19 protein-coding genes are annotated in these 25,724 nt (G+C 35.9%); 17 read left to right on the top strand and 2 right to left on the bottom strand.

What is annotated here, in order from left to right; all coding sequences use genetic code 11:
• Window positions 1-510 precede the first annotated feature (510 nt).
• From DKG80_RS20800 to DKG80_RS20825, 6 genes are read left to right on the top strand one after another with little or no spacing between them, the layout of a single operon-like run.
• Window positions 511-1,101 carry a TetR/AcrR family transcriptional regulator gene (locus DKG80_RS20800; RefSeq protein ID WP_109833320.1) on the top strand — a complete coding sequence of 197 codons (591 nt, stop codon included), beginning with the start codon at window positions 511-513 and terminating at the stop codon, window positions 1,099-1,101.
• A gap of 42 nt (window positions 1,102-1,143) precedes the next feature.
• Window positions 1,144-2,190 (top strand): efflux RND transporter periplasmic adaptor subunit, encoded by a 1,047-nt coding sequence (locus DKG80_RS20805; RefSeq protein WP_109833321.1) that lies wholly within the window; start codon window positions 1,144-1,146, stop codon window positions 2,188-2,190.
• An 11-nt stretch (window positions 2,191-2,201) separates the two neighbouring features.
• Window positions 2,202-5,303, top strand: a complete 3,102-nt coding sequence (locus DKG80_RS20810) for an efflux RND transporter permease subunit (RefSeq protein WP_109833322.1) — start codon at window positions 2,202-2,204, stop codon at window positions 5,301-5,303.
• A complete protein-coding gene (locus DKG80_RS20815) occupies window positions 5,293-6,624 on the top strand; it encodes a TolC family protein (RefSeq protein WP_109833323.1) in 1,332 nt (443 codons plus the stop codon). The genes DKG80_RS20810 and DKG80_RS20815 overlap by 11 nt, the downstream gene beginning before the upstream one ends.
• Before the next feature lie 6 nt (window positions 6,625-6,630).
• Window positions 6,631-7,200 carry a TetR/AcrR family transcriptional regulator gene (locus DKG80_RS20820; protein WP_109833324.1) on the top strand — a complete coding sequence of 190 codons (570 nt, stop codon included), beginning with the start codon at window positions 6,631-6,633 and terminating at the stop codon, window positions 7,198-7,200.
• 14 nt (window positions 7,201-7,214) lie between these two features.
• Complete coding sequence (locus DKG80_RS20825) at window positions 7,215-8,327, top strand: adenylate/guanylate cyclase domain-containing protein (RefSeq protein ID WP_109833325.1); 1,113 nt, start codon at window positions 7,215-7,217, stop codon at window positions 8,325-8,327.
• Window positions 8,328-8,467: 140 nt separating this feature from the next.
• Here the strand turns inward: DKG80_RS20825 and DKG80_RS20830 are convergent, their stop codons facing one another.
• Window positions 8,468-10,819, bottom strand: coding sequence for a TonB-dependent receptor (locus DKG80_RS20830; RefSeq protein ID WP_109833326.1), 2,352 nt, complete (start codon window positions 10,817-10,819; stop codon window positions 8,468-8,470).
• Window positions 10,820-10,947: 128 nt separating this feature from the next.
• On the opposite strand from DKG80_RS20830, the gene DKG80_RS20835 reads away from it, so the two are divergent.
• The 7 genes from DKG80_RS20835 to DKG80_RS20870 all read left to right on the top strand — a co-directional run bounded on the left by DKG80_RS20835 (window position 10,948) and on the right by DKG80_RS20870 (window position 17,770).
• A complete protein-coding gene (locus DKG80_RS20835) occupies window positions 10,948-11,604 on the top strand; it encodes a metal-dependent transcriptional regulator (protein ID WP_109833327.1) in 657 nt (218 codons plus the stop codon).
• A 146-nt stretch (window positions 11,605-11,750) separates the two neighbouring features.
• Window positions 11,751-12,110: a YciI family protein gene (locus tag DKG80_RS20840; protein WP_109833339.1), complete on the top strand. Its 360-nt coding sequence runs from the start codon at window positions 11,751-11,753 to the stop codon at window positions 12,108-12,110.
• Entirely contained in the window at window positions 12,103-13,332 is a 1,230-nt protein-coding gene (locus DKG80_RS20845) for an RNA polymerase sigma factor (RefSeq protein ID WP_109833328.1), read from the top strand. Before DKG80_RS20840 ends, DKG80_RS20845 begins: the two co-directional genes overlap by 8 nt.
• Window positions 13,333-13,513: 181 nt before the next feature.
• Window positions 13,514-15,925: a galactose oxidase-like domain-containing protein gene (locus DKG80_RS20850; protein WP_109833329.1), complete on the top strand. Its 2,412-nt coding sequence runs from the start codon at window positions 13,514-13,516 to the stop codon at window positions 15,923-15,925.
• A gap of 276 nt (window positions 15,926-16,201) precedes the next feature.
• A complete protein-coding gene (locus DKG80_RS20855) occupies window positions 16,202-16,642 on the top strand; it encodes a DUF1353 domain-containing protein (protein WP_109833330.1) in 441 nt (146 codons plus the stop codon).
• Window positions 16,643-16,888: 246 nt separating this feature from the next.
• On the top strand, window positions 16,889-17,266 hold the full coding sequence (locus tag DKG80_RS20860) for a response regulator transcription factor (RefSeq protein ID WP_109833331.1): 378 nt from the start codon (window positions 16,889-16,891) through the stop codon (window positions 17,264-17,266).
• A 204-nt stretch (window positions 17,267-17,470) separates the two neighbouring features.
• A complete protein-coding gene (locus tag DKG80_RS20870; RefSeq protein WP_162556043.1) occupies window positions 17,471-17,770 on the top strand; it encodes a T9SS type A sorting domain-containing protein in 300 nt (99 codons plus the stop codon).
• Window positions 17,771-18,449: 679 nt separating this feature from the next.
• Here the strand turns inward: DKG80_RS20870 and DKG80_RS20875 are convergent.
• Window positions 18,450-20,177, bottom strand: coding sequence for a phytanoyl-CoA dioxygenase family protein (locus tag DKG80_RS20875; RefSeq protein WP_109833334.1), 1,728 nt, complete (start codon window positions 20,175-20,177; stop codon window positions 18,450-18,452).
• Between the two features lie 777 nt (window positions 20,178-20,954).
• On the opposite strand from DKG80_RS20875, the gene DKG80_RS20880 reads away from it, so the two are divergent.
• From DKG80_RS20880 to DKG80_RS20895, 4 genes are all read left to right on the top strand, one after another.
• On the top strand, window positions 20,955-22,064 hold the full coding sequence (locus DKG80_RS20880) for a slipin family protein (protein ID WP_109833335.1): 1,110 nt from the start codon (window positions 20,955-20,957) through the stop codon (window positions 22,062-22,064).
• Window positions 22,065-22,226: 162 nt separating this feature from the next.
• Window positions 22,227-23,624, top strand: a complete 1,398-nt coding sequence (locus DKG80_RS20885) for an RtcB family protein (RefSeq protein WP_109833336.1) — start codon at window positions 22,227-22,229, stop codon at window positions 23,622-23,624.
• A complete protein-coding gene (locus DKG80_RS20890) occupies window positions 23,621-24,403 on the top strand; it encodes a nucleotidyltransferase domain-containing protein (protein ID WP_162556045.1) in 783 nt (260 codons plus the stop codon). Before DKG80_RS20885 ends, DKG80_RS20890 begins: the two co-directional genes overlap by 4 nt.
• Window positions 24,378-25,424: a nucleotidyltransferase domain-containing protein gene (locus DKG80_RS20895; protein WP_109833338.1), complete on the top strand. Its 1,047-nt coding sequence runs from the start codon at window positions 24,378-24,380 to the stop codon at window positions 25,422-25,424. Before DKG80_RS20890 ends, DKG80_RS20895 begins: the two co-directional genes overlap by 26 nt.
• The last annotated feature ends 300 nt before the right edge of the window (window positions 25,425-25,724 follow it).

Raw genomic sequence — 25,724 nt, forward strand, 5'->3', positions numbered from 1 at the left:
AGTTGTTAAACTTCGAGGGTGTTGAATTAATTGAAACAATTCATGAGTAAAGCTTGATTCATGCCAATTACTGATGGCTCAATGTTTAGTTTATATTATTGACTGTAGAAAAAATGTATGCGATTCTTAACAAATTCAAACTAACCGTCTTCTATATTTAATTCATCACTTGATCACTTCTGAGACTGGTTGTCAAAAACTCTTTTATTATTATTTACCTTCTATCATAAAAACCAATTCGCAAGAGAATTAAAAGTATTTGTGATTTGAACCATAGTTTTTAATAATGAAGGAAAAATAATTTTCATTTCTTTAAAAACCTATCATAGCCTTTGCTTTATACCCATAGAAAATGCCCTGAAATAGCTGCTAAATACGAATTAGTATACACTGGATAAATACTTTCATTTAATTCAGATAGTATTTTTCAGGTTTAATTAAGCCCTGGTAATAACACTCATAAGGAAATAATTTTTGGATATTCGACATTATTTGTATTTTTGTCGAGCAATGAGTCAGTTAAAAGAAGAAGAAGTAATTAAACAAATCATAGAAGCTGCCAAAATTGTATTCAAACAGTATGGGTACAAAAAAGTGACTATGAATGATATATCAGAAGCTGCTAAAAAAGGTAGAAGTACTCTTTACCATTACTTTAAAAATAAAAAGGAAGTATTTGAGGAAGTGGCGATTAAGGAGAATTTACTGATAGTAGAAACGGGTTTAAAAGACGTAAGCAGAAATAACTCATTATCAGTAAACTTAACGAATTACCATAGATCAAAACTTGATCAATTGGTGTTGACTAGTAAAGAATATGTTCGTCTATTCGAAGATGTGAGAAACAATCAAGAGTTAACCATCAAGGTGGATAGAGCTACGCTAGATTTAGAAACAAAATACACAAAAGAGATGCTTCAATGGGCCATCGAAAAAAAAGAAATATCCTCTGTAGATGAGGATTCACTCAGTTTTTTATCAAGGGCGATGGTAACAGCTATGAGTGGTTTAGGAAGGGAAATGATATTCTTTGGAAGTATCCCAGATTTAGGAAATAGAACGGAATGGTTAATTGAGTTAATGGTCAAAGGACTCAAGTAATTTTTTTTGAATTAATATAGACAAAAATACATAAAACGTATTATGAATAATTGTATAAAAAAGAAGCGCTGGCAATTCGTATTATGTGTTTGGGTAGGACTTATAGGTTGTAAGGAAACCAAACAAGAAACGAAAATTGAACCAATTAAGGTAAAAACCACCAAGATGGTGTATCCGACTAAAGAACAGTATGAAGTGGGATATAGTGGTCTGATAGAATCAGGTAAAAAGATCAATCTTAGCTTTCAAGTGGGAGGAACAATAGAGAAGGTACTTGTGGATTTAGGCTCTTATGTGAACAAAGGGCAACTAATAGCTCAAGTGGATAAGACTTCGTATTTAAAACAGTATCAAGTACAACAAGCTCAAGTTGAGTTAGCGAAAGAAAATTATCGTAGAATTCAAGAAGTATATGAAAAGGGGAGTATAGCCGAAATCAAGCTTATAGAAGCTAGATCTGCATATCAGCAGGCTAATTCAGCTGCTCAAGCAACTTTTGAAAACATCAAGCACACAAAAATTTATGCACCAATAAGTGGCTATGTGGGAGAAAAAATGCTTGAAGCAGGTGATTTGGCTAGTCCAGGAGTTTCTGTAGTAAGCTTACTTAAAGTAGTAGAGGTTAAAGCTTCAATGACCCTGCCAGACAATGAGATTAATAATTACAAACTAGGAGATATAGCTAGAGTAAATATAAAAGCACTAGGAAATAAAGAGTTCGTAGGGAAGGTTGATGAAATCTCTATTCAATCAATGTCAAGTACCCCTACATATTTAGCTAAGATTAGCATAGAAAACCCCACTTTGACGATCAAACCAGGTATGAACTGTACAGTTTATTTACCAAGCAAGAATGGTGATATGAAAAGAGGGTTTATCGTTCCAATCGAATCAATTATCCCTGATGAAAAAGGGAGTTATTTCGTTTATGTAGCAGAAGAGGCAATAGCTAAGAAAGTTTCTGTAGAACTAGGTCAATTATATGATAAGGGTATTGAAGTGATTTCTGGGCTTAGTTTAGGTGATAAACTGATTACGTCTGGTTACCATAAACTAACAAGTAATACTCCCATTCTAATAGTAGAGTAATTTCAAATTCAATGAAAAATAAAGGTTCTGCTATAGAGTGGGCAATGGAAAACAAGGCTTTTCCATTAGCGTTAGTTTCTGTTCTGTTGATTATTGGAGTATTGGCATTTTTCAATATGTCCAGAAATGAGTTTCCTCAATTCACAATCAGACAGGGCGTAGTAGTCGGGTTTTACCCTGGAGCAAGTTCAGAGCAAGTAGAAGCTCAACTCTCATCCAAGGTGGAAGAGTTTCTATTTCGATATAATGAAGTAAATAAGTCGAAAACATATTCATACTCTAAAGATGGTATAATGTTTTTGTTCGTAGAAGTATCCGAAAATGTTGGATACAATGCCACCAAACAGTTTTGGAGTAAGTTGAAAAATGAAATTTTGATTTTTCAGCAAACCAGTTTACCTAAAGAGGTACTGGGTGTCATGGTCAATAGTGATTTTGGTAATACTGCCGCCATGATTCTTACTGTAGAATCTGATAGTAGGTCATATAAAGATTTAGAAGATCATGTAGAAGAAATAGAAGATGAACTTCGAAATATTCCTGAATTGGCAAAAATTAGTCATTCTGGAGGTTTGTCAGAACAAATTGCAATTTATGTAGATAACAATAAGTTGATGCAGTTTGGAATCTCTCCTGGGATGATCATGCAAACTTTACAAAGTTATGGTGCTACCGGTACCCCTGGGTCTTTAGATGGAAAGAACATAGATAGACCAATTCATTTGGAAACTTCTATTACCAACGAAACCGATCTGGCTCAGCAAATTATTAGGGTGGATCAAGATGGAAATGCCATCTATCTTAGAGACATAGCTACTATAAAACGTGAATACGAAAAGCCTAGTTCGTATATCACTACGAATGGATCTAAATGCATGATTATTACCTTAGAAATGGTAGCCGGTAATAATATAGTCCAATTTGGCGAAAAAATTGATGAGCATCTAGAAGCAATAGAAGGTAGATTGCCAATGGATATTAAGTTTACCAAGATAGCTGACCAGCCTAAAGTAGTAGATCACTCAATAGGTCACTTTCTCAAAGAATTCGGTTATGCATTAATAGGCGTAATCCTTGTAACTGTTTTATTGTTGCCATTTCGAATTGCATCAGTAGCTGGAGCTACGATTCCAATTACCATATTAGCAACACTAGCAGTAATGTATATGTTAGGTATTGAACTCAATACGGTGACTCTTGCTGCATTAATTGTGGTATTAGGGATAGTGGTGGATGATCCTATTGTAGTAATTGATAATCATGTAGAAAAACTAGATCAAGGCCAATCTGTATGGGAAGCTGCTAAAAATAGTGCCAAGGAGCTATTCCCATCTGTTTTTACAGCGACATTGGCTATTTCTGCTGCGTTTATCCCTTTGATATTTTTCTTGACAGGCTTGTCTTCTGATTTTATCAGTGCATTTCCATGGACTATTACGATAGCCTTGTTTCTTTCATTGATTATTTCAGTCTTGCTGATACCCTATATCAATACGATTTTTGTCAAAAAAGGACTTCATTCGGCCGGAAATGAAAAGGGAAAAAGATCCTTTTTGGACATAATGCAAGACTTCTTTGATAAGACAGTTAAGTCAGCAGTCAAACATTACAGAGTAACCATTAGTTTGGGAGTCCTTTCTATTATTTTAGGAATGTGTATCATGGGAACACTTGTTCCACAACAACTTTTTCCTACAGTAGATAGAGATCAATTTGCTATTGAAATCACTTTAGCTAAGGGCAACAATCTTGATAAAACAGAAAAAGTTGTCAAGAGAATTGAACAAATTTTAGCAAAAGACGAACGTGTTGTTTCTTATACAAGCTTTATAGGTGAAAGTTCTCCTAGGTTTCATACTACATATGCTCCTAACTTACCTGCTCAGAATTACGCGCAGATCATCATAAATACTACTTCTGATGATGCTACTGTAGAAATCCTAAATGAGTATGATGTAAAGTATACAGATCTAATGCCTGAGGCTTATATACGGATGAGACAGCTCGACATGGTTTCCTCTCCCGCGCCGGTTGAAGTAAGACTATATGGTCAGAATATGGCTGATTTGAAGAAGGTTGGAGATCAAATTATAGATTTAGCAAGAAGCACGCCTCAAGCCACTTGGTGCAGGACTGATTTTGGAGATATGCAAGGAAGTGTAAAGCTGAAAATCAGAGAAGATGTAGCTGCTAGACTTGGATTGAATAGAAAAGATATTTCCAATATGGTAGTTATGAACATGGATGGTATTAATGCTACAGAAGTATGGGATGGAGAATATCCAATCAATGTCAAGATTAAAACATCAAATACAGTTTCATCAGACATTACCAATTTGGGTGAATTGATGATTGGTTCACCTGTTACAGGTACTACAGTGCCATTAAGACAAGTTGCTGAAGTTTTACCTTCTTGGAATCAAGAACAGATTGTCAGAAGAAATGGACAAAGATGCTTAACTGTTCGAATAGATATTGAAAAAGGAGCCGTTGCGAATAATGTTTTAGGAAGCTTGGATGCCAAGATTCAAAAACTAGATATTCCTGATAATGTTAAGGTAGAATATGGTGGGGAGCTTGAAATGCAAAATGAAAACCTTATCCCTATGGGGGTTTCTTTACTGACGAGTATAATAATCATTTTTCTGATCTTGTTATGGCATTTCAAACAGCTCAAACCCGCTGTATTAAGCTTTCTAACAATGCCTCTAAGTATTTTCGGAGCAGCTTTAGGACTTTGGTTGATGGATTATCCGTTCGGGTTTACATCTTTTATGGGATTGTTGGCTCTCTGCGGAATTGTAGTACGAAACGGGATTATTCTAATTGATTTTGCTAATGAAATCAGAGTAGAACATGGGCTAAGCTATATGGAGGCAGCTATTCAAGCGGCTCAGCGAAGAATGCGTCCGATTTTCCTAACTTCTTCGGCTGCTGCTGTAGGAGTGATTCCTATGATTGCTAGCCGTTCGAGTCTTTGGGGACCGTTAGGTACTGTGATTGCATTTGGTCTTATGATGTCTATGGTATTGACATTGTTTGTATTACCAGTTCTATACTGGCTGTTTTTTAGAAAAGATGAAATTCAAAAAATAGATACTCATGTCAATTAAAAATATATATAACGAATTGAGTCTAATGCGTAATTATTTGGTTTTGCTTCTGACAGTAATTGGCTGGGCAGAAGCTTATGGTCAACAGAATGTAGTCAGTTTAGAAGAAAGTAAGAAAGCTGCGTTACAATATAGCTTTGATATCAAAAGTGGTAAATACAATGAAGATTTGGCAGAGAGTGCTAAAAGAGAGGCTTTAGCTTCCTATTTACCTAATATCAATGCCTACGGTACTGGAGTATATGGTTTTGAAGATCTAATTCCTGCAGGCTTGACCGGAGGTATTGGTATTGACAATATGTATTTTGCTGGTGTACAATTAACATTAGGAGTATATCAAGGAGGTGCTAGGCGCTCAAGCAATGAGTTGGTCCAATTGCAATGGGATGTAAGTCAAATAAGATCTCAGCAAGCGGAAGATTCCGTAATCTTGCTTACAGAACAGAAATACTGGCAGTTGGTTCGAATACAAGAACAACAGAAAGTATTAGAAGCCAATCATCAATATTTAAAAGGGCTTCTTAAACTACAGAATGACTTATTAGCATCAGGGTTGATTGCCAAGAATGATTTATACACGGTCAAGGTAGAGGTGAACAATCTTCTGCTCCAAAAGAGTAAATTAAAGAACCTCCAGAATATTGCTATTCTTGATTTTGCATTATTTACCGGTATAGAATACGATACAGCAATGGTGGTAGGGGATAGTTTTGAGCTATCTACATTACCCGTAGATCAATTTTCTCAGCCAGATTTGGCATTGACAGGAAATAGTAACTACCAGTTATTGCAAAAGTCAATCGAAGCTTCAACTCTTCAAACTAAACTTGAAAAAAGTAAAAGATTGCCTTCTGTAGCTGTCGGTCTTAATGGAATGGGATACGGAGTATTTGACGGACCGTTGGATAGTGAGTTTGTTCCTTTTGCTTTTGGTACTGTCAATATACCAATCTCTGCATGGTGGGGGAGAGATCGAGAAAAAATCAAACAACGATCGATCAGAGAACGGATGGCTGTAAACAATCTTGAAAAAGTAGAGACACAGTTAAAACTAGGAATCATGTCGAGTTGGTATAACCTCAAGGATAGCCGTGAAAAAATACTAACTGCTCAAAAAACTTGGGAATTAGCAAAAGAAAATTTGAAAGTAAGCCGAGACAGCTATGAAAGTGGTTTGGTTGACCTTACCGATTTACTCAATGCCCAACGTATGAAAAGTCAGGCAGAAACAGAGCTAGTAAGTTCTTTCTCTGAACACGAGGGAGCAGAGGTTTTATACTTATTCAATACTAATCAGATTGTAATTCCTAATATGGATTAGCGATAAATGGATTGTTGTGAAGAGGAATCAATAACTAGTAACTCAAGACGCAGAGTGTTGGTTGATTTAGCTTTCGAAGAATTTAGAAAGAATGGCTTTATCAATGTGCGAATGGATGATCTTGCTCGTAAAGCCGGAATATCAAAGAAAACGATATACTGTGAATTTACGAGCAAAGATCAACTCATCAATTTATATATTAAGAATATACATGATGAACTACAGTCTGAGATACTAACAGTTTTTGATTCCTCTTTATCAAGCAATGATAGATGGAAATTCTTGGTAAATCGTTATTGTAAATTTTCTCTCAATATATCGGAGACGTTCTATAATGACCTGTTTAAGAAGATAGATCATTACAATTTGTTCATGCATCATAGGAATGAGTTTATTAATAATATCATTTCCTATTTTCCAGCCGAATACGCTCATGTGTTATCTGTCTATATGTATGCTTATGCTACTACTGTATTAAATACCCTTTGTCAAAAGGTTGATGGAATAAATATCAGTCAATTGGAAGATATAATAGTGCCGTTTTACGAGATTGGTTTTCATTACTTGAAGAGCTAAAACTATTGGTTGAAATGTTAAATAGATTAATTGTTCTTCAACAGAGAGTAGTAGAGTTTCTTAAAAAATATCCAAAACAGTTAGATGCATTAATTCTGATTATTTGGTTCGTAATCGGATCCAATTTTTTCATGTTTTTCAAGGTGGCAGGGTTTAGCCAATCATGTCTTGACTCATGGTATAATGATTTAGGGTTTCATTTTGGTTTGCCCACATTAGCAGGTTTATTAATAGGAGGGTGTACTCTTTTTTTTGAGTTTAATTCTTCTAGGTTCATCCAATACAGACGTCTAACACAACTTTTTTTAAGGTTAATAATAGGTTCCATAACGGTTACACTTTGTATTTTGATTGTGCATTTTGGAGCCTTAATTTTCATCAATGATTTATGTCTTATAGAGGCTACGCTAACCACTCAAAAATTTATAAAAACTGATATATTCTTCTCAATATTTGCCTACCTAATGTTTCTAGGCTTTGTCTTACAGTTCTTTAGAGAGATGGGTAATAGATTTGGTCACGGTATTATTATCAACTATATGATAGGGACGTATCAACAGCCAACAGTGGTAGAACGAACAGTTATGTTTATTGATTTAAACCATTCTACTACTATTTCGGAAGAACTTGGACACATAAAGTACAGTAGATTAATTAATAAATGTTTTCACTTGTTGTCTGAAGTGATGGTTAACTATGATGCAGAAATATATCAATATGTAGGTGATGAAGTAGTATTAACATGGGATAATTCTCGTCTGAAACATAAAAGTAACCCTGTCAGGCTTTTTTACGCGTTTGAAAAGAAAATCCTTGGTGAAAAAGAGGAGTTTCTTCAAAAGTTTAAAGTCTTACCTACATTTAAAGCGTCAATAAATACTGGAAGTGTTGTAATGTCTGAAGTCGGGAGCACAGGTCATAAAGAAATAGCCTATCATGGAGATGTACTAAATACCTGCTCTAGACTTCTTGAATTGTCAAAAAAATATCAACAGCCATTACTATGTACGTCTGATTTTTTTACAGAACTAAATGACGAAAAAGTAATTAGTCAATTATTGGATAAGGTTAGGTTGAGAGGAAAAAGTGAAGACGTATCAGTTTATGGTTTAAAGCTAAAATATTAGACAATTTCTGAATTCATGACTGATTAAAAGTTGCTTGGTTGTTCAACTGAAAGAATTACTATCCATTAGAGTCTGCTTAAAAGTCCAAAGGGTAAATCAAAATGTTAAAAATTTAATGATGTGTAATGTTCGTATTTAAATCAATGAAGGTTACCAATTTTTACAGAGAAAAATACTGAACGAGGAGCTGCTGGCCCGTAGATGAAATCAGAATCTCTTTCAGCTCCAGAATCAAATTCTGATTGATAGCTGTTGAAGATATTGCGAAAACCGCTGCTTAACTCGATATGAAAGTCTTTAGATAAGTCAAAATGATAACTAACTTTAACATTCATGTCAAGAAACGAATCAGCATCTAGAAGGTCTGGAGATCCATTGGCACCTACGACTCTCGGTACAACCATTGAGCCAGTGTAAGTTCCTGTTAGGTCAATCTTAAAGTCTCTAGTGATATTGTAGAAAGATGTAAAATAACCGTACAGGTTAGGATTTCTAACGAACTTATCTACTACTACAGCTTCTCCTCCAGTATCTTCGGGAGCGAAAATTTCTTGTGGTTCATCAAACTTTGTCTGCTGAGCAGTACCGCCAATTTGGAAAGAAAATTTACCAGAAGGAGAATAACCCGCTTCCAAATTCACACCAGTTACTGTGGCTCCTGTTCCATTAATCACTTCCTCTAAAATGATATCTCCTATATCTCCTCGACTTACTTGAGTAAATGGATCATGTAATTTGGTATAGAAACCTTCCACTAAGAGGCTGATTTGTGATATCCCGGTACTTCTACTATAGTTCAATGACCCCGTAAAAGCATCTGAAGTCTCCTTGTCCAAATCATCTGATAAAAGGACAAATACTTGATCGCCACCTGCAGAAGAAATATGAAGATCCTCATTAAATGCTTGTGGCGCACGGAAACCTCTTGCATATCCACCTCTAAATTGAAGATGACTATTGATTTGGTATAATAATGTCGCACGTGGACTGAATACACTTACCGTTACATTGGCAGTGCGTTGTTCATCTAAAACAGCATATTTTCCATTAATACTTGAGATGTCATATCTACTTCCAAGTAGGGCTGTAAATTTTGAAATAGGCTTCCATTCGTATTGCGCAAAAAAACCTGTTGTATTTACCTTCTGATCAACTAATCTATTATATCCAGCTATTTCATCTTGAGTTTGATAATACTGGTTCTCAACTCCAAGTGTTAGCACATCACTGCTATTTAAATAACGATTATACTGAGTGCCTGTGACGAATGATACATCTTCAGTCAAACCATATGAATTGATGGCCAATGCACTATCTGCTGCAGATCTACCTCCTCCAAGTCCACCATAGTAACTATCTCGTTTTGTGTTTTGAGAGGACGCATATACAGAGAACTTATTTCTATTATCGCTTGACCATTGTTCATAGTTGATTCCACCAAAGAAAGTATTATGATCAAGCTCTTCGGTAATATCTGTAAAATGAGGTGCTAATTCGAGATGGTTACCGCCTCTTCTATATTCCTCTAAAGCACTGAAGTCTAGAGTAACTTTACTACGCTCATTAGGCTTGAAAAATGCTTTTGTACCCAAAACGGTATTTTCCAATTTAACAAGCTCTGTAAATCCATCACCGTTCGCATCATAGCTATCTCTTTTTCGACTCATTCCATAAAGAGTCACGCCACTAGTTAGTGATTCATTGACTATGGAACCACTAAAATTATAAGTTTGATCCAAGGCCTCATTGTCAATCAAAGCAGTGTTAGAACGAATCTCCCAAGTGTTCTCCAATGGGTCTTGAGTGATTATATTAATAGTTCCCGCGATTGCATTAGAACCATAGAGAGCAGAACCTCCGCTGCGAACCACCTCAATACGTTCTATTATGTTTGTAGGGATTTGATCTAATCCATAGACACTGTTTAAGGCACTAAAAATAGGGCGGCTATTGATTAGAATTTGCGAATAAGCACCTTCCAAACCATTAAGCCTGACCTGAGTAAATCCACAGTTTTGACAATTGGTTTCTACACGTACACCAGGTTGAAAATTTAGACCTTCTGAGATAGCAATAGATTGTGTGGCGTTGAATAGCTTATCGCTAATTACTCCCACAACCACGGGTGCGTTAGATCTATCTTGTTCGTAACGAGTACCTGATACCACTACGGTTTCTAAATTCAGAAGATCTTCGACCAATTCTATTTTGAAATTATTCGACATGGTAGGCTTTACTTCTATGCTTTTGCTATATGATCGAAATCCAACGGCAGTTACCACCAAACGATAAGAACCTAATGGTACATTTTGAATTTCGAAATTACCTTCAGCGTCAGTTGTTGTTCCATACTTAGTTCCTTCAAGACCAACAGTAGCATAAGCCAAAGCCTCCCCAGAAGACTCTACATGACCTGATAAGGTCGTGTTTTGACTAAATACTTGTGTGCTAAAAATAGTGATATAAAAGAAAATCAAAGGAAGTTGTTTCATACAAGTTGATGTCATACTACTTTTTAGTGGGCTTATAATTTTTTTAGAAGTGCAAAACTAATAAGTTAGATTGATCTAACAATGTTTGTCATTAGATAATTATATCTTTGCTTTCAAGAGATCTATTAATGGCAACAATCACTGAAGAGAACTATTTAAAGGCTATATTTCATCTTTCTCAAAAAACTGATCAGGTGAGCATATCTGATCTAAGTAAGTCTTTGGAAGTCAGTAAACCTACAGTCAATAGTATGGTCAAAAACTTGAAAGCTCATGGGTATATTTCCTATGAGAAGTATAAGCCCATTGCGTTAACTAAAGTTGGTTTAAAGGTTGCAGCTCTAATCCTTCGTAAACATAGACTTACTGAGATGTATCTCGTAGAGAAAATGGGGTTTGGCTGGGAAGAGGTGCATGAAATAGCTGAACAAGTAGAACATATTGAGTCTCCAGCTTTTTTTGATAGAATGGATGAATTAATGGGATATCCTACCGTAGACCCTCATGGTTCGCCAATACCAGATAAAAAGGGAGAGTTTCTTAGTCAGAATAAAAAGAAGCTTAATGATTGTGGTATCGGATCTGAAGTAATTATTACCGCTCTTAGGATGTCTTCTAAAGGGCTTTTGGAATTTCTAGACAGTAGAGGGATAGCACTAGGCTCTCGATTGAAAATACTTTCTAAATCGACGTTTGATAATAGTGTTATGATATCTTATGAAGGTAAAAAGGAGTCATTGAGTGATAAAGTAAGTGAACGATTATTAGTAGAAGAAGTATCATGATTTTTGATACTTAGAGAGGCTTATCATTCTAATTATCTAATGCTGACCAAACTTTTCTTAAAAAAATCTTCATGACTTGTCCTATTTGTGAGATCTTGATCATTAAGGAAATGAAAATCATATTTCATAACTTAAAACAAAAAAACATGAAAGATTTTATGATGCTGTTCTATAGTGAACCAAATCCAAATATGGAACCAACTCCTGAGGAAATTGAAGCTGAAATTAAACTATGGATGGATTGGATAGGAGGTATTGGTGCAAAAGGTAAACTCAAGCATGCCGGAGAGGCTTTAGGGTTTGAAGGCAAAACTGTGCATTCAGATGGCTCTATCACCGATGGGCCATATACTGAAGCAAAGGAAATTGTAGGTGGTTTTATAATAGTAACGGCAGATAATTTAGAAGAAGCAGTTGCATTGACTAAAGGATGTCCTGTTTTATCTATTGGAGGAAAAGCAGAGGTCAGAGAAATAATGCCTACAGGAGATATTCCAAATGACTGATCAACAGAAACTTTCTGAGATTTTTAAAACTGAGTACAGCAATTTGGTCGCTGTACTCAGTAATTATTATGGAATCAGCGACTTACAATACGCTGAGGATATAGTATCAGATACCTTTATGAAAGCCATGAAAGCTTGGTCACATAAAGGAATACCTCAATACCCCAAAGCGTGGCTCAGAAAAGTGGCTCAAAATCTGTATTTTGAAGACCTTCGTCGAAAGAAAACTTTTGAAGATAAAATCAGCAAAGAAATACATCCTAACAATGACTTTTCAGATGCTCCCGAGATCACAGATGAACTAATTGAAGATAGTCAATTAAGAATGATGTTTTTGCTCTGTGATCCCCAGCTAAACCGTGAATCTCAGCTATGTATTGCACTTCGTTTATTATGTGGTTTTAGTACAGAGGAGATCACGAAAGCACTTCTTTCCAATAAAGAATCCGTTAATAAAAAGTTGTACCGAGCTAAAAACATACTTCGGGGTCAACTATCTATTGATAGAGAATTAACTCTTAAAGATTTCGAAGAAAGGTTAGATAATGTATTGAGAGTGATATATCTATTATTTAACGAAGGTTATTATAGCAGCACAGTAGAAGAAAATATTCGCAACGATTTATGCTGGGAGGCTATGAGGTTAGGAGTATTTTTATCTAAACATCAGCAGTCTAAAGTTGAATATGTTTATGCGTTAATCGCCTTGATGTGTTTTCATGCTTCAAGACTTAAAGCTAGGCAGTCGGGTGAACGAGGCAATTTGCTTTACCATGAACAAGATAAATCACTATGGGATAAGGAGCTTATCAAAAAGGGGCAGCAATATCTCAACTTTGCCTCAAAAGGAAAGCATGTTTCTAAGTACCACATCGAGGCATCTATAGCGTATTGGCACACACAAGAGTGTGAGGAGAAGTGGGAACAAATATTAATGCTCTATAACAAACTTCTGACCATTGAGTATTCTCCCATAATAGCAATGAACAGATCCTATGCTTTAGCAAAAGCTTATTCCCCTGATAGAGCTATTGAAGCTGCCTTTGATTTAGATCTCAAGGAGAATGTTCATTATTACTGTCTCATGGCAGAACTTTATCGAATGAATCAGGATACAGATCAAGAGATCTTTAACCTAAACAAAGCTTTGAGGCTTGTGAAAAAGGAAAACGAAAAAAAGCTAATCGAAGGAAAATTAGAAAGTGTCTTGAAAGGAGATTAACGTTTAAGATAAAAATTTAAACTTCTTCGCCTAACTGTAACAAAGATTCTTTTCAAAGATGAATCCATTGGTTGAATTAATTTCTACTCTAATTATTATTGGCATGTCTCATTAAGAATAATAATAATTATATTAATGTAGAATTAGCTTTTGCTAACCAACTTAGACTTACCATTCAACCATGAAACCAACTACTATTCACCTTATTAGGATTTATTTCCTATTCCAATTTATTAATCCAATTTTTCTATCTCAAGCTCAACATCACCATCATAAAGGAGTATCGAATAATATTAGGTTTGATATGGAGACCTATAAGAGAATGCTTTCAATGCGCAAAGAAAGTGTAGATGCGGATGAAACTGAGTTTGGTAGCTGGGAAACCGTTATTCCAGAGATCAACGGAGCTGCAGTAGGTCGTATCTTAGGCATGCAGACTGTACATAATGTGTTACTTCCTTCGGGGAAAATTTTAATAACCAGTGGAAGTAGTTGGAGAAACTTTAAAGGGATTCAGTATTATCCTAATCATCCAGAACCTGCTCCGGCAGTTGGTCTTTTCAATATGTACAATGACCCATTTAGAAATAGCCGTTATGTAAATGATACGTTTCCTAATTATCGCAAAGTAAATTACTATAATCTAGTCAACAACACTGCAATATATGACCCAGTAGATAATTCCTTTTATCGAGTTCCACATCCTATTCCTATAGATGATCCCAATGATACTACTCGTTTCATTCCCAGTGATTTATTTTGTAGTGGTCACTTACAACTACCTGATGGTAATCCACTATTCCTTGGGGGAACTCAATACTATTTTCCATATCGAACGGGAACCAACAGTACCTTTATTTTTGATTGGAAAAAAGAGCTTGAAGTAGATTGGAAAACAGTTGATTGGAGAGTAATGCCTAACGAAAATTCACCACACTATCTGTGGACTTTTTCAGGGTTGATGAAGAGAGGAAGGTGGTATCCATCCATTGTCCCACTTATTGATGGACGATTTGTTATCTTCAGTGGCTTTGTAGGTTTTGATAAAGGGTTTCCAGCCATGTATCGTTTTCAAATCAATTCTTACATAGAGTTTTTCAATCCATATGAATTCTCTACCCAAGCCCCTCAAAAAGCATGGAGAGCCGTCGATGTTCAAGATAAACCCGAAAGTCCATTTACAACTCTTATCAATCCCAATTTTGAACCCACAGAATGTACAGATTTAGAGTTTCAGACATATTGGGAGTCTATTTCTTGTAAGAATGAATTTCCTCTGCCATGTGACTGTAATGACGCTTGTCTGAGAAGCAATCAATACGATGCGTTTAAGCTCTATCCAAATAACTATCTAGTACAGCCTAACAAAATTTATCTTACACGAGAAGGTGACTGGGTAAGTTTACGTACTTCAGATGCAGCCTATATGAGAAAAACTAAAAAAACATACTATATGGATGTAATTGGTACTGATGATAAGCCTGATGTTTCTTTTAGTTATGGTCCTGACCGCCCTAAAAATGTCACTTCTTACGGTACCTCATATTTAGATCCCAATTCCAAAAATATTACCATAATAGGAGGTCAACCCACATCAGAGGGTACACTACTTCCTTTGGATTCCAAAAATCCAACACATTTTGCTGGAGGAAGAGGAAGTAGAAAAAAAGAAGAATTTTGGTTTAATGATGGTATCCTAAAAGATCAGAAGTGGACTATGGATGACGATTTTTTAGGAACCGAATTAGAAGATGACCGAACTATGTTGACTGCCATTATTTTACCTACTAAACAAGTGCTCATCATCAATGGAGGAAACTATGACTTTTATGGCGCAGTATTTTTCCCAATATTACTCACACCCAATTATGATTCGAGTGGTAAGTTCATAGACTACGAGAGAAAAAGAATGAGTGCGGCGGTAGAACCACGATTATATCATAACGCTGCTTTGTTGCTTCCCAATGGTAAAGTGTGGGTATCAGGTGGTAATAGTGCACGAGCTTCAGTAAGTAAGGTGTTTCCAGAACCTGATGATCAAAACAGGAAGGGTCAACCTAAACCTGACTTGAGTTTGGTGGACGTTGATATTTATTTTTTCAATGATGGACAGATGGCAAAGGCTCAGAAAGGAATGCAATATGCACCCACGGAAAATTGGACTGCTGAGATTTTTTCCCCTCCTTATATTCATATTGATGATAACCGTACTGTTGCGATAGAGAGTATAGAAAAAGTAAGTCGAGGAGGTAGGTACGAATTCATGAAAAATATAGGGGGAAGTCCGTTTTACTTGTTTAAGTCTAACAGTGAGTATGAATTGGTTTTGAAAGATTTGCCAAAAGAAGGTAGTAAACTAGCTGAAGTTGTAATGATTAAGCTTCCTTCTTTTACGCATAACTGGAACAATGGTCAGCATTTTGTGAATATAGATATCAAGAAACAGTCTGATAATAAAGTAACTATTCAAACTCCAAACATGCAACAAGAACTAATTCCTCCAGGGTACTATATGCTTTTTTATGTGGACAAGAAGGGAAAACCTTCTCTCGCACAGATGGTTCGTTTTGATGACAAAGCTGTTGCACCGTAAGATTCTTTATAAGAGTAGATTTTATTTTTCATTAGTCTAAGTGCACAGTTCTCTATAGTCTGTTAATTTTTATTTCTATAAACTAGATAAATGCTTAAAAGGTAGGTTGATGTATGATACCTTAGACGAGTTTTAATTATTTACCACAGTCATTAGATCAAAGCTTTTATATATAAAGACAGTGATGTTGAATTCGATTTGAATGAGCATATACTATATATTAGAAGTAGTGATAAATAATTTCGCTAACATATATGGAAATACAAGTAGAATAGAATGAACAACTTTCAGAAATCAAAAGCATGTTATAGAAGTTTAAAAAAGTACAAGTATCAGTTAGTCGAGGAATTTGTTTATGACACCGGCATATCAGGGTTTGATATTGATCAGCCATTTATAAAACTGAATAATGAAGGTGTACTAACAGTTTCAAAAAATTATGCTTGGGATGGGGCAAGTGGTCCCACGATAGATACTAAAAACTCTATGCGAGCTTCATTAGTACATGATGCTTTATATCAATTAATGAGAGAAAGGTTGTTGTCACAGGATCAAGTCAAACCGGCTGATCAATTATTCGAGAAAATGTTAAGAAATGATGGAATGAGTGCTATTAGAGCTCGAATTTGGTATTTAGGGTTAAGATTAGCCAATGGTATGGCTGCAAAACCAGGAACTCAAAAACCACCAAAAATTATCTGTGTTCCGAAAGACTAGGTTTTCAAAGCAACTAGTTTTAAAAGCCCGAGGTATTTTGGTAGGGAATACTAAGTATCGTTATTGCTGATATTTGGATTAAGTCACTCTTTAAAAAGTGATTTCTTAAGTTCAATTGAAATATTGCAAGATCCTTTAATAAGTATTTAAGAAACTGATTTAGTGGTAGTTAAATGTGTTATATAAAATAAATAATTGGCTAGATTTAAACCAGCAATTTGAGAATATAATCTAAATCCCGTCTGTATGAATTCTCTCTTGCCACTTAATAATGCCTCCGGTACTGCTAAAATTTCTCATTCAAATTTACATGACTCAAGTTATCAGTTAGCTAACTTTGATAAAACCTCAGGTGCACAATCATTTAGTTCTCACAAGATTAACCGTTTACATAGAGAGGAGTACTTTAGAAAATTAAATCAAGTACATTTTGATACTTTAACTAATAGAGAAAGGGAAGTACTGACTAAAATTGTTTTAGGGTTAAAGGTTCAGTCAGTTGCTGAAGAACTATTTATTAGCATCCATACAGTCCAACAACACAAGAAGAATATCAAGAAAAAATTAAACACTAGATCGATGCATGATCTTATGATGTATGCTTTGGCATTTGATCTGATCTAAACGAATGCCTATTACAAATTGTGTTTTTTCAAAAGAATGAAGCTCCCCGACCCAAGGGTACGGGGTATGTTTGGTGTTTTATTTCTACTAGGCCGAAGGTAAGGGGAATTGAAGCTAACGATATGGTTTGGATGAAAGTCAAAGGAGTAAGGGTGAATCACGAATTTGATTTGAATGAATGGGTAAATTACTACTATCAAGGTTTTGAGATCCATTTATAATAGTTTAGGTGTAAATCCAATAGCGTCAATTCTTACTGAAGACCCTAGTTTTTTAATATTTCCAAATCCTTCAAACACTCAAAACATAAAGATAGAGACAACTAAGTGGTCGGGAGCGAAAGTGTCTATTTTCAATATTTTAGGAGATGTTCTACTATCAGCCAGTATGACTAGTACTGAGCAGTCAATTGATGTTTCTGGTCTGGCTAACGGTCTTTATATCATAGAATTAATTTCAAAAGAAGGTACTAAATCTAAAAGCAACCTCGTTATTGCCAAGTAAGTGTATAGTAGATGTAAGAAAACTATATGCTTTCATATCATGAAAATGGTATAAATGATTTTGCATTCATGTGGCTCGTCATCTTGGATTACTCTTCTTCATTTTTTTAGAAGAGAGTTTCTAGATGGCGACCACACATTTAGTATCTAACAGAAATTGTATTTATCAGTGCTTAATGAATTTAAAGGGGTCACTTTTTGAAGTAACTAACCAGTATACTCCAGGCTGTAAACTTTCTATTTCGATGCTGCCATTTATGACACGTTTCTTAGTTTGATCGTCTGTATCATCAAAATCACCAAGACCATCTATGTCCCAATCAAATTGATAGGGGGGCTCCTGAGCTGATATTTAGGTCTATAGCTACATCATCATGAAAGCTAGCGTTAGTAATGGATGCTTCTAAAACCAAGGGTGAGGCAAGAAGGCTAGAGAGATACAAGCAAAGAAAGGTGACAATAGTGAGTCAAAAGATATTTTCTTATCCCAGATACGTCTTAAACTAATTTACTTCTATCCCGATGAGGTAGTCCCCATTCAAATCACAGATTTGGTTGAAAACGCAGAGATAGTAAAAGGTACTCACGTTGAAGTCTTGTGCCATACGTAAAGTTTCAATTTCTAGATTTATAGAGCGGTATTGAAATTATGTGGAGTAACATGTTAGGCATTTTAAAACTTAAAACTCATACTTCTCAGCCCATTCTAGACCTTTCGGCAGTTCGCAATTATTGAATTCCAAATGAATTACTCTTCTGTTTTTCCGATTGACCGTCTTAGATGAGGAGTGTAGAAGGAGAGGCTTCATCAACTGTATTCCTCCAGCTCTTACTTCACATGTAGAAGGGACACTGTTTTCAGTGATTAGCTTTATTTCTTCATTAGACAATAGTTTCTTGTGTGATCCTGGTAAAACGTGCAATGCACCATTTTCATAATCTGTATCATCCAGATGAATTCTAATAGTTATGGTATTATTTAATATTTCTTCGGGAGGTCTAACACCAAAATAACCTTCCTTCTTAGTCCAACCAGTATACCCATCAATTTCTACTTTGTGTTGTACATTGATGGTTGTGTCTTGGTGCCATGTAACATACCAATTAGACATAGCAGGCTTATCGAAAAAGATAGCTTTACTCAGAAAGTATCCATCACCAAGAGAAGATAGTATGCTTTTAATATTGCTATTGATTATATATTCCTTCAGCTCGGGAATCTTTTCAAGAACGGATCTTATGGCATAAACATCTCCAGGTTGAGGATGATCTTGCTTGTACTTGAATAGGAAAGCTCCCATTTTACCAAGTGACTTTCTCGTATAAATGGAGTTCACAATTAGGTATCCTCTGTTCGCTAATTTCTTAGCGTAATGGGGGAGCTTTTGATCACTTAATTCTGTATTGTAGGTGTCCAGAGCGTGGTTAATTCTTTCTTTGATTTTTGATCGTAATCTAGGCGGTGACAGTACTTTCATAGATTCTCCGAAAGAAAGGATCTCTTTTTCTAATTCGAAGTTAAGCTGAACGTCTATGGCTATTATTACACCTTCTTTCGTTTTTTCGACCAATCGTTGACTGTGATGCAGAGGTTTAGTTAGAACGTATGGAGCGTGTATGCCATAAACCATGAGACGTACTTCCTGAGTCGAGTCTCCAACATTGACTGTTGCTCCGATTACATCTCTAAAGTGGTTTGCTAGGTCATAATCGTCGTAACTGATAGATGTTTCTTCAAGTGTTCCCAGTTCTTCGATACGGTCTAATGCCAGCATCATAAAATGCTCCTTTGTTTTCTTTTTACCAAGAACAAACCAACGATTTCGCCATTCTTTCAGTAGTGCAGGGTGAAATCTAAAGGTAGAGGAACTACGAGCTTTGAAAGATTGGTAGGTAATAGACAATACCTTTTGTTTTGAAACTGCTTGAAAAATGGGGTCAATAAATTCCAGCCCTTTAAGATTTTCATTCTTTTCAATATCAATAATCGGCCTGTCTTTTGTTTTAGATACATGAATCTTGTTCTCAAGCTTTTGTATCATACCACTTAGTTCCTGGAAATGAGTAAAGCCTTTAAACTCTTTTAAGATGTCCACTACCTCAGTAAGCTTATCAATATCTTGATCCGTAAGAGGAATATTAGTGATGGTATATTCAGGATCCTCATAGGAGTAGTATTTCTTTTCTGAGACAATGATTGGCGCATGATACCCCAGTTTATCACTTCTCATCATCTGAATATCCATTTGCACCGTGCGTTTGCTTACACCTTTCTCAATACCTTCATAATCATATAAGGCATCAGAACAAGCTTCAATCAAGTCTTCAAGAGTCCATTGACGATATCTGTTTCTAAGACATTTATCAATGGTTTTGTATCTAATAAGGGCGTTTCTATTTACTGGCATCCGCAAAAAATTTCTTAAAAAAACGAAAATAATTTGACTACGCAAAAAGACTGCGTAGTAGGCTTTCAACTTTGAATCATCAATAAGCACAGACGGTGCAGCTACCCCCGCCACTATTAGAACAGTGGCGGGGTAATAATGGGAATGCGTCAATGATGGAGAGTTGAGTCCTGACGAAAAATGTCGGGATGCTGAATTGCTGAATAGGTTCGAATCCTATCATTCCCACGAAATCTAAGTTGTCAGATTAAAACCTGATGAGAGTTTCTGTATGGCTCCATAGTATCCTGCCTTTTGGGGATTGGATATGCTTTTTGACTGATGACATTTTTCACCAGTTTGTAGGACGCAGGTTCGAATCCTGCTCTCGACAATGTCGAGATAACTCAGTTTGGTTAGAGTAGCAAACCATGAATTGTGGGTTCGAATCCCACTTCCAAACTTTATTGGAATAGTGTAATTGGCAACACGCCGGATTTAGGTTCCGAATGTAGAAGTCGTCAACTTCTAAAACATGACTCCTTGAGATGGTCTGCAATCCATCCTGTAGAAGGTCTGGTACTGAACTACAGTCTGGATATGATCCTGAAACGTCAGGATATCGATTAGTTAGTCTCAAGTACTTTGCCTTGATAGCTGATAGATGATTTTCGTCTATGAAGCGTGAAGGGAAACTATTTGAATCAAACTCTTCTCAATGACTTTTCCATCATAGATAGATGGGTGCATTGTAGGCCTTCTCTTATAGAAACGAATTAATATTTAAACATTATAAATATGAAAAGGATCAGAATTAATGCTGGCTATATCGGTTTGGTTTTCAAGTCTGGGGATTACAAACGAGTACTTCAGGAAGATTTACATTGGGTAAGCCCATTTGAAACTGTGACTCAATTTTCTATGTCTCAGCCATTCTATCCTTCAATTGATTTAAACATACTCTTGAGGGATAATGAGTTAGAGGCCTTAATTGAAATTATTGAAGTAAGTGACAATGAAATAGCTATAGTATATGAAAATGGCAACTTCAAGAACATTATTACTCCAGGTAAACATGCTTATTGGAAGGGAGTTGTAGAATATTCTTTCAAGAAGATCGATTTAACTAAGATAGAAATTACCGAAGGTATAGATCTATTGGCTCTCAAAAGAAGAGAGATGGTTCCTTATGTGAGAGTGTGTAAAGTTGATGCCTATGAAAAAGGTGTTTTGTTGATCGATAATAAAGTAGCCAAGATATTGGAAGCGGGTGATTACTACTTCTGGAAAAATGCACAAGAGATTGCAGTTAGTAAAGTGGATATGAGACAAAGGCAATTAGAAGTGTCTGGTCAAGAGATTCTGACTAAGGATAAAGCAGCTTTAAGGGTTAATTTCTTTGCGCAATACAAGGTTATTGATATTGTGAAAGCAGTCGTCGAGCATAAGGACTATGAAAAGCAACTATACATTTTGCTACAGTTTGCTTTGAGGGAATATATTGGTGGATGGACACTTGATGAACTTTTAGAAAACAAGGAAAGCATCTCTGAATACGTGATGAGTTCTTTGAAAGTAAAAAGTAAAGACTTAGGTGTTGAGATCAGGACTTGTGGAGTTAGAGATATCATTTTACCAGGTGAGATGAAAGATATCATGAATCATGTATTGATGGCTCAGAAGCAAGCTCAAGCTAATGTGATCACAAGGAGGGAAGAAACGGCTTCCACCAGAAGCTTATTGAACACCGCTAGGTTAATGGAGGAAAATGAAGTTCTCTTTAAGTTGAAAGAGATGGAATACGTGGAGAAAATCGCTGATAAGATTGGTGAAATTACCGTAGCAGGTAATGGGCAGATCATAGATCAGCTGAAAAGTATATTCTCTGTGCAGAAAACATCTGATTGACCATTTAGGCCATCCTGAAAAATTCAGGGTGGCTTTTTTTTAATAAATCTTAAAGAATTTTCTGCTACGCAAAAAGGCTGCGCAGATGGTTTTCAATTTTGAAATGTAATTAACAATGAAACCCCATCCTGCAAAGGGCAGGGTGGTTAAAAATCGAAAGCAATGAATACTTGGAATAACATAAACGGAAATAAACTCATCGAATTAGGCTTTGAACCAGATAAATGGTTCAAAGAAGCTATAGAACATATTAATGATCAACAGCTAAACGAGACAGAGATGAAAGAGTATCTGGCTCAGTTAAGAGCAGAGCCTATGGTCTCGTTACTGGAACACCCAGTTGATTTTTCCATCAATATTAGAGCTGAAGAATCTATTGAGCAAGAGAATGTTGATTCGGTAGTAAGTTCTATGAAGGAAGTCATGAGAACACCTACTGTAGTGGATGGAGCAATTATGCCAGATGCATGTCCGACAGGACCAATCGGAACGATACCGGTAGGAGGTGTTGTAGTCGCTAAGAATGCGATTCACCCTGGTATGCATAGTGCTGATATTTGCTGTTCAGTCATGTTAACCGATCTTGGTAAGGTGGATCCAAAGCTGGTAATGGATACTGCAATGGAAGTAACACACTTTGGTCCAGGAGGAAGAGATCGAGAGACTCAATTCAGGTTTCCAAGTGAACTGTTGGAACTCTTCGAATCAAATAAACTATTAAACGATCAAAAAATGATCAGTGCTTCAAGGTCTCATTTAGGAACCCAAGGAGATGGAAATCATTTCTTGTTTGTTGGTCAATCAAAATTGACTGGTAATACTATGGTAGTCACTCATCATGGATCGAGAGGTGTTGGCGCTAACCTGTATGATAAAGGGATGAAAATAGCCGAGAAGTATAGAAAGAAGTTGTCCAAAGAGACACTTAAGCAAAACGCTTGGATTCCATATGATACGGAAGAAGGTGAAATGTATTGGGATGCATTACAGATTATCAGAAAGTGGACCAAAGTGAACCATGAGGTTATTCACGATGCCATCTTAGAAAAGATGGAGGTCAAATTAGAAGATAGATACTGGAATGAACACAATTTCGTCTTCAAGGATGGGGAGAAATTTTATCATGCAAAAGGTGCTACACCATTGGATAGCAAGTTCATGCCTGATATTACAGGACCTAGATTGATTCCACTTAATATGGGACAGCCAATATTAATAGTAGAAGGTGATACCATTGAGAACAATCTTGGTTTTGCACCTCATGGAGCTGGAAGAAATATGAGTAGAACTCAGCACAGAAAGTCAAAAGAAGGGCTCACCAATGAGGATATTTTTAGACAAGAAACTGAAGGACTAGATGTAAGGTTTTTCTCTGGTGAAATAGACATTACAGAATTACCCTCTGCTTACAAAGACGCTGATGCTGTAAGAACGCAAATGGAGGAGTTCGGACTTGGAAAAGTTATAGACGAAGTATTGCCATACGGATCCATTATGGCGGGTGATTGGCAAAAAAATGCTCCTTGGAAAAGGAGAAAAAGAAGAAGGAGGTCAAAATGAAAGAATTAATAATAAACAAACTACATACTCTTGAGAAAGAGTACAGTATAAAAATACTACACGCCTGCGAGACGGGTTCTAGGGCATGGGGGTTTCCGTCTCCAGATAGTGATTACGATGTTCGTATGATTTACGTGCATGACTTGGAATGGTACTTATCGATTGGGAAGAAAAAGGACACTCTAAATTTTCCAATAGACGAGCACGAACTTGATATTACTGGTTGGGAACTTAAAAAGTCCTTAGGCTTGATGCACAAATCAAACGCTTCTTTGTTTGAGAGATTGCGATCACCCATAGTTTACATTTCTGATCCTAATTTTAGGAAAGATATGATTGGATTTAGTAATAAATGCTTTTCGCCTATAGCTACTATGCATCATTACTTAAGTCTGGGTAAGTCAAGCTGGGAAGAATGCAGAGATGGAGCGGAAGTAAAGTTGAAGAGATATTTCTATGCTATCAGAGCAGCAGTATGTTGTAAATGGGTTTTGGAGAGAAACGAGATACCTCATATTGTCATGAGGGAAATGTTCTCGATACTATCTGATGAATTGGTTAAAAAACTTGATAGACTAATTGAGTTAAAATCAACAAAGTCTGAAAGTTACATGTATGTTAGAGATGTAGAAATTGATGACTTTATTGTATCTACCATTGAATCATCTGAAGCTGTCGCTTCCGATCTTAAATCTGGCAATTCTGATATAGCCTCAATGGAAAAGTATTTCAGTGGTCTTATCATTAATTATCATGACGATTCAAGATTTAAAGGATAAGGATCTTATCATCTATGAATGTATCAGTGGGAGTAGAGCTTTTGGTTTAGAAACTAAAAGCTCGGATACTGATATTAAAGGTGTTTTTGTTCTGCCTAGAGATGATTATTATTCGCTAGAGTATACTCCTCAGGTGAGCAATGAATCAAATGATATTGTCTATTATGAATTAGGAAGATTCATTGAGCTATTGACTAAAAGTAATCCCAACATTTTGGAGTTACTTTTTACTCCTGATGATTGCGTATTGAAAACCCATGAGTTGATCCATGAGCTAAGGTCTTTATCTGTACTTACTAAACAATGTCAATTCACATTTGGGGAATACGCTATGACGCAGATCAGAAAAGCAAAAGGACTCAACAAGAAGATCTTAAATCCAATACTAAAAGAACGTAAAACAGTTCTAGATTTCTGTCATGTTTTGATAGACAAGGAAGCAATAAGGCTAACAGACTTTTTAGAATTAAATAAAATTACTCAAACCGATTGTGGGCTTTCTAAAGTCAATCACATGAATGACTTATATGCACTTTTTATTGGTAAGGGTTATTCAGGAATTATTAGGTCTGAAAAGTCGAATGAACTAGCCATGAGTTCAATACCGAAAGGGGAGGTTCCGAGTGCATTTCTTTCTTTTAATCAATCAGCATATTCGAAGTATTGTAAGGAATATAAAGAATACTGGGATTGGGTTAATGATAGAAATGAAAATCGGTACAAGAACAACGTGTCACATGGTAAGTCATATGATGCCAAAAACATGATGCATGTCTTCCGACTGCTGAATACTTGTCTTGAAATAGCGACAGAAAATAGACTGAATGTAAGACGGAAAGATCGAGACGAATTGTTGGCTATCAAATCGGGTCAATTTGAATATGATGAATTGATGGTTAGAGCTAATGAACTCCATCAACGTATTAAGGATTCATATTCAGAGTGTGATTTAATAGAAAATATCAAAAGGCAAGACCTTGAAAATCAATTGATAAAATGGAGAGTTGAATTTTATTTTTGAGAAATTTAATCCTTTATACTTGCTTTTCAATTTTATTCACTTTTACCTTTGCGTATCAATAAATCCTAAAGAAAGGAAAATTATGTTGGAGCAGAATATACATATCGCATCAAATTCCGGGCTTAAATAGTCAGCAGCTGAATTTATATTCTGCCCGGTCCATTTAGATCGGGTTTTTTTTTCTGAAAGTCTCTTCATACCAATGCATAGATTACCTAAATAACTGATGATCTAAGCTGTTTTCTATTAGAGAAAAATTTTTTCTACGTGCTCTACGGCAACAACTGTGGGTGCTTAGCG

Source organism: Reichenbachiella versicolor (assembly GCF_003171675.1).
GTDB lineage: Bacteria > Bacteroidota > Bacteroidia > Cytophagales > Cyclobacteriaceae > Reichenbachiella > Reichenbachiella versicolor.

Excerpts from the sequence above, each read along its gene's own strand:
- DKG80_RS20815 (WP_109833323.1), top strand. The coding sequence starts at position 5,293 with ATGTCAATTAAAAATATATATAACGAATTGAGTCTAATGCGTAATTAT.
- DKG80_RS20895 (WP_109833338.1), top strand. The coding sequence starts at position 24,378 with ATGACGATTCAAGATTTAAAGGATAAGGATCTTATCATCTATGAATGT.
- DKG80_RS20840 (WP_109833339.1), top strand. The coding sequence starts at position 11,751 with ATGAAAGATTTTATGATGCTGTTCTATAGTGAACCAAATCCAAATATG.
- DKG80_RS20875 (WP_109833334.1), bottom strand. The coding sequence starts at position 20,177 with ATGCCAGTAAATAGAAACGCCCTTATTAGATACAAAACCATTGATAAA.
- DKG80_RS20845 (WP_109833328.1), top strand. The coding sequence starts at position 12,103 with ATGACTGATCAACAGAAACTTTCTGAGATTTTTAAAACTGAGTACAGC.
- DKG80_RS20860 (WP_109833331.1), top strand. The coding sequence starts at position 16,889 with ATGAATTCTCTCTTGCCACTTAATAATGCCTCCGGTACTGCTAAAATT.
- DKG80_RS20855 (WP_109833330.1), top strand. The coding sequence starts at position 16,202 with ATGAACAACTTTCAGAAATCAAAAGCATGTTATAGAAGTTTAAAAAAG.
- DKG80_RS20880 (WP_109833335.1), top strand. The coding sequence starts at position 20,955 with ATGAAAAGGATCAGAATTAATGCTGGCTATATCGGTTTGGTTTTCAAG.
- DKG80_RS20800 (WP_109833320.1), top strand. The coding sequence starts at position 511 with ATGAGTCAGTTAAAAGAAGAAGAAGTAATTAAACAAATCATAGAAGCT.
- DKG80_RS20825 (WP_109833325.1), top strand. The coding sequence starts at position 7,215 with ATGTTAAATAGATTAATTGTTCTTCAACAGAGAGTAGTAGAGTTTCTT.
- DKG80_RS20885 (WP_109833336.1), top strand. The coding sequence starts at position 22,227 with ATGAATACTTGGAATAACATAAACGGAAATAAACTCATCGAATTAGGC.
- DKG80_RS20820 (WP_109833324.1), top strand. The coding sequence starts at position 6,631 with ATGGATTGTTGTGAAGAGGAATCAATAACTAGTAACTCAAGACGCAGA.
- DKG80_RS20835 (WP_109833327.1), top strand. The coding sequence starts at position 10,948 with ATGGCAACAATCACTGAAGAGAACTATTTAAAGGCTATATTTCATCTT.
- DKG80_RS20805 (WP_109833321.1), top strand. The coding sequence starts at position 1,144 with ATGAATAATTGTATAAAAAAGAAGCGCTGGCAATTCGTATTATGTGTT.
- DKG80_RS20850 (WP_109833329.1), top strand. The coding sequence starts at position 13,514 with ATGAAACCAACTACTATTCACCTTATTAGGATTTATTTCCTATTCCAA.
- DKG80_RS20890 (WP_162556045.1), top strand. The coding sequence starts at position 23,621 with ATGAAAGAATTAATAATAAACAAACTACATACTCTTGAGAAAGAGTAC.
- DKG80_RS20810 (WP_109833322.1), top strand. The coding sequence starts at position 2,202 with ATGAAAAATAAAGGTTCTGCTATAGAGTGGGCAATGGAAAACAAGGCT.
- DKG80_RS20830 (WP_109833326.1), bottom strand. The coding sequence starts at position 10,819 with ATGAAACAACTTCCTTTGATTTTCTTTTATATCACTATTTTTAGCACA.